At 65.5% G+C, this 6,561-nt stretch carries 12 protein-coding genes; 3 read left to right on the top strand and 9 right to left on the bottom strand.

What is annotated here, in order from left to right; translation table 11 throughout:
- From CJZ82_RS15970 to CJZ82_RS18515, 3 genes are all read left to right on the top strand, one after another.
- The coding region (locus tag CJZ82_RS15970) for a GTP-binding protein (RefSeq protein WP_143593723.1) at positions 1 to 263 on the top strand (263 nt) is incomplete at its 5' end.
- 509 nt (positions 264 to 772) lie between these two features.
- The gene (locus CJZ82_RS15965; protein ID WP_158218611.1) at positions 773 to 991 is read left to right on the top strand and encodes a hypothetical protein; all 219 of its coding nucleotides are present in this window, start codon (positions 773 to 775) and stop codon (positions 989 to 991) included.
- Between the two features lie 89 nt (positions 992 to 1,080).
- Positions 1,081 to 1,554 (top strand): hypothetical protein, encoded by a 474-nt coding sequence (locus tag CJZ82_RS18515; protein WP_158218610.1) that lies wholly within the window; start codon positions 1,081 to 1,083, stop codon positions 1,552 to 1,554.
- Between the two features lie 80 nt (positions 1,555 to 1,634).
- On the opposite strand, the gene CJZ82_RS15960 is transcribed toward CJZ82_RS18515, so the two are convergent.
- From CJZ82_RS15960 to CJZ82_RS15920, 9 genes are all read right to left on the bottom strand, one after another.
- Positions 1,635 to 1,826 carry a hypothetical protein gene (locus tag CJZ82_RS15960; RefSeq protein ID WP_233130323.1) on the bottom strand — a complete coding sequence of 64 codons (192 nt, stop codon included), beginning with the start codon at positions 1,824 to 1,826 and terminating at the stop codon, positions 1,635 to 1,637.
- Positions 1,827 to 2,229: 403 nt separating this feature from the next.
- Positions 2,230 to 2,550 carry a hypothetical protein gene (locus tag CJZ82_RS15955; RefSeq protein ID WP_233130322.1) on the bottom strand — a complete coding sequence of 107 codons (321 nt, stop codon included), beginning with the start codon at positions 2,548 to 2,550 and terminating at the stop codon, positions 2,230 to 2,232.
- Between the two features lie 188 nt (positions 2,551 to 2,738).
- Positions 2,739 to 3,041, bottom strand: coding sequence for a hypothetical protein (locus CJZ82_RS15950; RefSeq protein WP_094556736.1), 303 nt, complete (start codon positions 3,039 to 3,041; stop codon positions 2,739 to 2,741).
- Between the two features lie 245 nt (positions 3,042 to 3,286).
- Positions 3,287 to 3,853, bottom strand: coding sequence for a sigma-70 family RNA polymerase sigma factor (locus CJZ82_RS15945; protein ID WP_143593721.1), 567 nt, complete (start codon positions 3,851 to 3,853; stop codon positions 3,287 to 3,289).
- A 170-nt stretch (positions 3,854 to 4,023) separates the two neighbouring features.
- Positions 4,024 to 4,308: a hypothetical protein gene (locus CJZ82_RS15940; protein ID WP_094556734.1), complete on the bottom strand. Its 285-nt coding sequence runs from the start codon at positions 4,306 to 4,308 to the stop codon at positions 4,024 to 4,026.
- Positions 4,305 to 5,033 (bottom strand): papain-like cysteine protease family protein, encoded by a 729-nt coding sequence (locus tag CJZ82_RS15935; RefSeq protein WP_198949818.1) that lies wholly within the window; start codon positions 5,031 to 5,033, stop codon positions 4,305 to 4,307. The genes CJZ82_RS15940 and CJZ82_RS15935 overlap by 4 nt, the downstream gene beginning before the upstream one ends.
- A 74-nt stretch (positions 5,034 to 5,107) precedes the next feature.
- The gene (locus CJZ82_RS15930) at positions 5,108 to 5,377 is read right to left on the bottom strand and encodes a hypothetical protein (protein WP_094556733.1); all 270 of its coding nucleotides are present in this window, start codon (positions 5,375 to 5,377) and stop codon (positions 5,108 to 5,110) included.
- 72 nt (positions 5,378 to 5,449) lie between these two features.
- Positions 5,450 to 5,647, bottom strand: a complete 198-nt coding sequence (locus CJZ82_RS15925; RefSeq protein WP_094556732.1) for a hypothetical protein — start codon at positions 5,645 to 5,647, stop codon at positions 5,450 to 5,452.
- Positions 5,648 to 5,815: 168 nt separating this feature from the next.
- Positions 5,816 to 6,454 (bottom strand): hypothetical protein, encoded by a 639-nt coding sequence (locus tag CJZ82_RS15920; RefSeq protein ID WP_094556731.1) that lies wholly within the window; start codon positions 6,452 to 6,454, stop codon positions 5,816 to 5,818.
- Between the last annotated feature and the right edge of the window lie 107 nt (positions 6,455 to 6,561).

The raw sequence follows: 6,561 nt of genomic DNA, 5'->3' as shown, positions 1-6,561 counted from the left end.
TGCCGCTTGCTCTGGAAGATCTTCGTGATGCACTACGGAAATTACCGGCGACCGTGTATCGGGCCAAGGGGGTGGCCTACGTTGCTGATGCACTGGAAGAGCCTGCCGTGCTCCAGGTGGTAGGCAAGCGCGTGGAGATTTCATTTCAGAATGAGTGGGGCCAACGGAGGCCGCACACGCGCGTCGTTGTGATTGGAGCCGCCAACGGCATCGAACCGAAATCGCTGCGTCAGTTGTTCGAGAAGACGGTCGTTCTGAATTAGAATCTTTACCTGAGCGATCCGACGATTCTTCTTTCTGGGCATTCGGTGCCAACCTTGACTGGGTGGGCTGGAGTGCCAAAGCATTAGAAGGTTTGAGGTCAGCCCCGCTACCAATGTTTGATGATGAAGAAGTGATTCGGACTTTTGGCATTTATCAAGACCACCTATGACTGAGATGTCAGACCGCTCAATTTTCTTAGTTCGCCGCGCAAGCTCGGGTCTAGAGCTTGCGTCTTCGGTAACGGTGCGTTCTTTGCGGTGCTCTGTCCGTAGGCGTTGAATCCCAGCTGCTTGCAGCTCATAACCCCAGACCTGATGAACTGTGGTCATGGAAATCCTGTTTCGTGAATTGCCTTGGTTTTCCAAATTTTTCCTATGCTTAAAAATCCATAGAAACGTAGTCAGCGCCATGAAGCCCCCAATTGCAGTCACCTGCTGGAGAACCCTGCTCCTGGCTGCCCTGCTGACCAGCTTTTGCGCACCGGTCGCCGTGGAGGCACGCGGAGGCGGTGGCGGCAGGGGCGGTGGGGGCGGGAGTTTCGGTGGGGGAGGAGGCAGAGGCGGCGGCGGCGGGTTCGGTGGCGGTAGGGGTGCCGGCGGTGGCGCAGGAGGAGGTGCAGGTCTCGGCGGGGGCGCAGGAGCAGGTGGTGGTTTGGGCGGTGGTGCACGCCCCGGTGGGGGAGCTGGCGCAGGCGGCGGCGCGGGTCTCGGCGGGGGCGCAGGTGTAGGTGGTGGCGCAGGTGTAGGTGGTGGCGCCGGTCTCGGTTGGGGCGGCGCCAACCGTGGAAGATTCGGTGGACCGGCCTCAGGCGCTGGGGTGCGTCCAGGCGCGGGCTACGGCGGAGCCGGCGCTGGATTCGCCCGTGCTCCAGGGGCACGGGGCGCCTGGAATCCCGCCTGGGGGCGGACTGGTTACTGGGGCGCACGCAGCTGGAACACTGGCTGGTATCGGGTGAATCCCGTCGGCTGGGGTTGGTGGAGACCCAGCGCAGCTGCCTGGGGCATAACGGGCCTGGCGACGGCGGTCACCATCAATACCTTGATCAACCAGTCTGTGGCCCAGCAATCCACCGTGATCGCCGTGCCCCAGACGTCCTACCAACTCGACTACAGCTCCCTGCAGGCCACCGCCCCCTATGGCGCCAACTTCACCTACCTCTCGGCAGGCGTGCCCCTGGCCGCCCAGGTGGACTGCCAGCAAGGGTTGTTCGCAGGCCAGTCGCCGCAGTCGGCAAGCGAGGCCCAACTGCTCAACACCGCCTGCCAGGTGGCCTACGGCAACGGCAGCTGAGGTCAGAAGCTCTGCCCTTCAGCGTCAGCCCTTGCCCGTGGGGCGACCATGAGGAAGCCCGCGCGACGCACCCCCTAGCGTCAGATCCGTTTCTTGATCTTCTCGAGCGCCTGCATTTCCTCGGTGGCGATCTTCTGCACCACCTTGAGCCTGGAGGGTTGAGAGCGGATCTCCTCGGCGCGGCGCAGCGTGCGCAGGTCGTCCTCCGCCTGCCACCGGACCCTCTCGGCGCGTTCCTGGCGGCTCAGCGTGGCGTTTGATGGCACGGCCACCTCTGGGCCCGTGCTGCTGCTCATGCGGCTCGGTTTCTTGGCTTTCGGCTTGGCCTTGCTGGTGCTCGTGGTTTTCCGGGTGGCCATTCTGAGATGCGCTGTGCTCACTGGCATTTGCCATCGCCCTGCTGGGCCTGGCAAGAGAGGTGAGCGGCACGAGGACAGGTGGTGGGAGCACGAGATGAGCTGGCGGCCTTGTTGGGTGAGTGCCGGAAGCCGGTCCCGACTGAACCCGGCCCATGGCTCGTGACGGCGGCCATGACCAGCGGGTTGGTGCAGATCAGCAACAACCGCGAGTCGCGTGTAATCCGCAAGGCGGAACTGGAGAGCTACCTGCGCAAGGGCAAAGCCTGGTGAGAGGCAGAGCCCCGAAAGGGCTGGCGGCTGCCAGCCCCTGATCGCATCAGGCGGCGTGTGCCTGCGCTGCCACGGCGGCATGGGCGCGATCACGCTCGGCCTCCAGCTGGCACCTCCCTAGAAATTCCAGTTGCGCGAGGAGGAAATCATCGATCTCCTTGATGCGGGCCAGGAACTCCTCCATTGCCGGGATCAGCTCCTCTTCCAGCAGCGTGATCTCCTCCTCGCCATAGGGCTGATCACTGATCCAGGATCGCTGGATCGGGTTGCATCGCTGAGAGCGCAGGATCTGCAGCAGGTGCAGGTGGCACTGCTCGATCACGGCGACGGGATCTTTGCGGATGAGCGCATTGAGATAGCAGGACATGGCAGGTGGCGCCTCGGGGGCGCAGTGACGGGACGCCCGCCAGGCCGCCGGGAAGGCAAGGGGCGGCTACCGCGCAGCGGCCTGGCCGACTTGCGCAGCCCTTGCCACCGGCGGAGACTGCGGCAACCCGGCACGGCCCCCTCAGTAAGGGGCCGCCCTGAGCAGCGACCCCAGCGACCCCAGCGGCCTCAGCTGCTCTTTTCGGGCTGCTCGCCATCGGCGAACGCCTCCTCGAACAGAGAAGCCGGGAGCTCGATGAACTCGTGGCCATGCCACTCCGGTTGGCTGGTGGCATCCGTGATCTGGGCCAGCTTGCGCTCCAGCTCCTTGCAGCGGAGCTCCAGCTCGCTGATGCGGTGATCCTGCTCCCTGACATGGGTGATCAATACCCTCAGCAGGTGGAAGGCACCCAGGGGCAGGGCATCGAGATCAGAGCCGCAGCTGCGGAGCAGATCGAGCAGCTCATCGGATCGAAAGGTGTTGCGGGGCATGGGAAGCCAGGCGCAGGACCCCATGGACCCTCCCGGCGCGGGCCAGGGCGGCGAGGTACGAGCCGCTTGCGCAGCCCTTGCCCCGCCGGGAACCATGGGGGGCCTGCGCGGCGTACCCCCAGGCGTTCAGCTCCCCGAACTGCTCCCCGAATTTGGCTCGGCAGCTCCCCGAATTTGAAAGACATGCTCCCCGAATTTGCCGCTGTGATGGCTGTTGGGCCAGCCGCAGTTGGCCCGCTGGACCCTTAGGCCAGCTCACAGCGGAGGGTGGCCAGGCCGGCCTTCTCCTGGCGCAGGGCGCTCATGGCGCTGATGCCGAGCTTGGTGGCCACCTGGCGGAATGAGTTCCCTGCGAGGATGTGCAGCCGGATCACCGCTGCCTGATTGGCGGGCAGCCGATCGAGCATCGCCTCCTTTTCTGCGGCGGCGGGCTCTTCCTGCTGGTGATCTGACGCGGCAGATTCGAGCAGATCGAGGGCTGTGGAGACGGCGCCTGCAGGAGTGACATCAAGGCTGTGGTGGCGCCAGGGGTGAGTGCCCTTCTCGTGCTCCCGGCGCGAGACGCGGACCAGGCGGCCGTGATCGCGGAGGTGATGGAGCAAGGCGCCCTTGATGCAGCGGCTGAGATAGGCGGGGGCTGTGATCGTTTCATTGATCTGGCAGCAGGAGAGCCATAGCTGCATGTGGGCCACCTGCCGGGCATCTTCGAACTCGATCAGCTGGGATCTGGCCGCGAATCTGCGGGCGATGGAATCGGCGAGGGGCAGGAACTGCTGAAAGAGGGCATCGGCCTGGGATTGGGTGTGGGCCATGACCTGATCGCGTAGGACGCGCGACCCCAGGCCCCGACGCAGGAGGCGGCCAAGCTGAGCAAGGCCAAGCAGCAGGCAGCCCACCCCATCACGCCGACCTGATTCAGCGGTCAGCGCGTCGATCCCGCGGGCCACGCCCCCCGGCCGATCGAGAGAAGCCCGGTATGGCCCTATGGCCCTGGCGGCCTGTTGCTGTCGCTCAAGGCCTTGCCGCCGAGCAACGCCAGCAAGGTGTTGAGGGCAACGCCGAAGGCGGTGTGGACGGCGTTGTCAAAGCGAGCACACAGCCCTCCCTGGGGCACCAGTTGTTGCGCGCTGCGCCAGGCGCAGACACCAGCGCCAAAGGCGTAGAGCGAGACCTCAGCGATCAACACCACAGCGACCAGCCGCAGCAGGAAGCGCTCGCGGTTGAAGCTCTTGGGTTGGCGCGGCGGCTCTGCTTCCTCGTCCTTCATGGCAGGTGTGCCGTCAGGTACCAGCCGGTGCCCGCGCCATCTGCTTCCCAGCGGGGCAACCAATTCTTGTCGGAGTAGCTGAGCCCTGCGCCGTTGAGGTTGTCGGTATAGCCGCCAGCCGCCAGGTTGGCCTCACCGTTGGGGTCGTTGTGGATGGTGGCGTCGGCGCAATAGCCGATCACCACGGTCCAGTGTCCACCGCCGCTGGGGGCCGAGGGAGGGCCATGGTGGAGCCAGCCGACGGCGACGGGGCGGCCTGCGTTGATCTCCTGCTGGAGTTTGGCCTTGATGCCAGTTGTGTTGTAGTTGGCGACCAGGCCCAGAGAACGAAGGGCGGAGAGTTGGGCCTGGGAATCGGTGCTGTCGCCGTACTTGGCGCGGATGCGGTTGTACTCGTCGTCGTTACTGACTTTTCCCCAGTAGGTGGCGAGCATGGCGCAACTGCTGGAGAAGCACTCCCGGCTGCCCTGGCCGCTGGCATTGTCCAGCTGGCTCTCGTACTTGACCTTCAGTGGGTTGGTGGTACTCGGGGCAGGCGGTGTCGGGGGCTTTTCGCTGAACTTGAGCGCCCAAGTCGCCTCCTCATCGAGCACGACCTCGCTGCCGGGGAGATCTGCAATGGCGGAGTGGAGGAGCCAGACGCCTGACACCTGCTGGGGCTCATCCTTGAAGGCTTCGAAACGGTCCTGGAACCGCTCGGGGGTCATGGTGCTGGTGCTGGACATGGAGCGGAGGCAACTACTGCCTCTTGCCATGAATGAGCCTGGCTTCCGTCCATCGAAAGCCGCGCGGAGCTGGATCAGGAGGCCAGGATGCGCAGCACGATCTCCCGATTGCGCAGCAGCCAGCGCGGAACCTCTCCTGTGGTTTTGACTCCGGCCTCGATCAGCAAATCGAGCAGCGCCTTTCCAGCCCCGGATGAGCCCCGCTGCAGGGCGATGGCGAGTGTGCCATCGATGCGGGCTGATCGCTCGGACCAGAGGATGCCGTACGCGATGACAACCCTGGTGCGACCGGCATTGTGTGGCCGGGGTGTTGCGGCCTCCTCGAGGAAGCTGATGGCGGACATGCTGAAACCGCCGGTGCGGGCGGACGAGGGGATCGGTGGCCGGGATGGCGGCTCCCGGCGGGCCGTGTGCCCTCAGAAGGGCAGATCGCACTCACGGCACCAGACGGGCACCGAGGGCGGATTGAGGCACTGCCGCTCAAACAGGATCTGCTCGGCGAGATCCGCGAGCCGGGGCAGCGGCACCATGGCCGTGCGGCAGCAGAAGCTCAGGCGATCCAGCGAATCGGAGCTGTGGCGCTCCAGAGCGATGCGGCGGAAGGAAGAAGCCATCGGGGCGTTGAGAAGGACGCCATGGGAACGCGGGGTGGGGTCAAGGGCGGCGTAGCCGCTTGCGTCAGCCCTTGAGGCCACCCCGCACCATGAAGCGGCCTGCGCAACGCCAACCCACCAAGATTCATCGCGTCAGGGATTGGATCGGCCAGGGGCCGGCCCGCCGCATCAGTGGCGCGAGAGCTCTTGCATCCGGGCTTTGTGCTCGACCAGCCAGGCACCGACCGGATACTTGATCTGATCAGCAGCCATCTGGGCCTCGATCTTGGGCCTGAGCAGATCGGCGGTTGCCTTGCGCTCGGCCAACACCCGCAGGCGGATGGCGAGCTTGCCGGCCTCATCGGCCTCTCGATACTTCACAAGCAGCGGATAGCAGATGCTGCCGGTGAAGGCTTCATCCACCGGGCAGTGGAGCCGGCAGAGCGGCTCGGCTTTGCCCTCCAGCCAGCCGAGGGCAGAGCGGCCTTCCCACTCGGTGAGTGGCCGCATGGCCAAGGGCTCTTGGCAGGCGCACTCTCCGGGCCAGCGGACGCCGAGCCGCAGGCCGACGGCAGGACCATGGATGACCGGCCGATCCAGGAACGGCCAGCGCAGGGAATCGAGCTGGCGTTTCTTGGACCATTGGCCGCCATGGGCCATCTCAACCGGGCCGACCCGCGTGAACTCCAGCTGCTCTGGCGGACACCCAACCAGGCAACTCAGCAGGGTGTGATCGAGATCTGGCGTGGGGCAGACAACAAGCCGGATGCGCGAGAAGGCGTGGCTCGGGCGCTCCTCGCGGGAGATCAGCAGCAGATGGATGGACATGGCCGGGAGGGCGATGGACCCGCAGGGCCACCAAGGCGAGGGCAAGGGCGGCGTAGCCGCTTGCGTAGCCCTTGCGCCGCCGTGGACACTGCGGATCCCCTGAGCCC

This window comes from Synechococcus sp. 1G10 (assembly GCF_002252625.1).
Taxonomy (GTDB): Bacteria; Cyanobacteriota; Cyanobacteriia; order PCC-6307; family Cyanobiaceae; genus Regnicoccus_A.
Note: the sequence above shows the minus strand (reverse complement) of the source record. Positions and strands in the feature narration are given on the sequence as shown.

Bases quoted from the DNA above. Each gene is read 5' to 3' on its own strand.
- CJZ82_RS15920 (WP_094556731.1), bottom strand. From the start codon at position 6,454: ATGTCCATCCATCTGCTGCTGATCTCCCGCGAGGAGCGCCCGAGCCAC.
- CJZ82_RS15940 (WP_094556734.1), bottom strand. From the start codon at position 4,308: ATGAAGGACGAGGAAGCAGAGCCGCCGCGCCAACCCAAGAGCTTCAAC.
- CJZ82_RS15950 (WP_094556736.1), bottom strand. From the start codon at position 3,041: ATGCCCCGCAACACCTTTCGATCCGATGAGCTGCTCGATCTGCTCCGC.
- CJZ82_RS15955 (WP_233130322.1), bottom strand. From the start codon at position 2,550: ATGTCCTGCTATCTCAATGCGCTCATCCGCAAAGATCCCGTCGCCGTG.
- CJZ82_RS15945 (WP_143593721.1), bottom strand. From the start codon at position 3,853: ATGGCCCACACCCAATCCCAGGCCGATGCCCTCTTTCAGCAGTTCCTG.
- CJZ82_RS15925 (WP_094556732.1), bottom strand. From the start codon at position 5,647: ATGGCTTCTTCCTTCCGCCGCATCGCTCTGGAGCGCCACAGCTCCGAT.
- CJZ82_RS15935 (WP_198949818.1), bottom strand. From the start codon at position 5,033: ATGTCCAGCACCAGCACCATGACCCCCGAGCGGTTCCAGGACCGTTTC.
- CJZ82_RS15930 (WP_094556733.1), bottom strand. From the start codon at position 5,377: ATGTCCGCCATCAGCTTCCTCGAGGAGGCCGCAACACCCCGGCCACAC.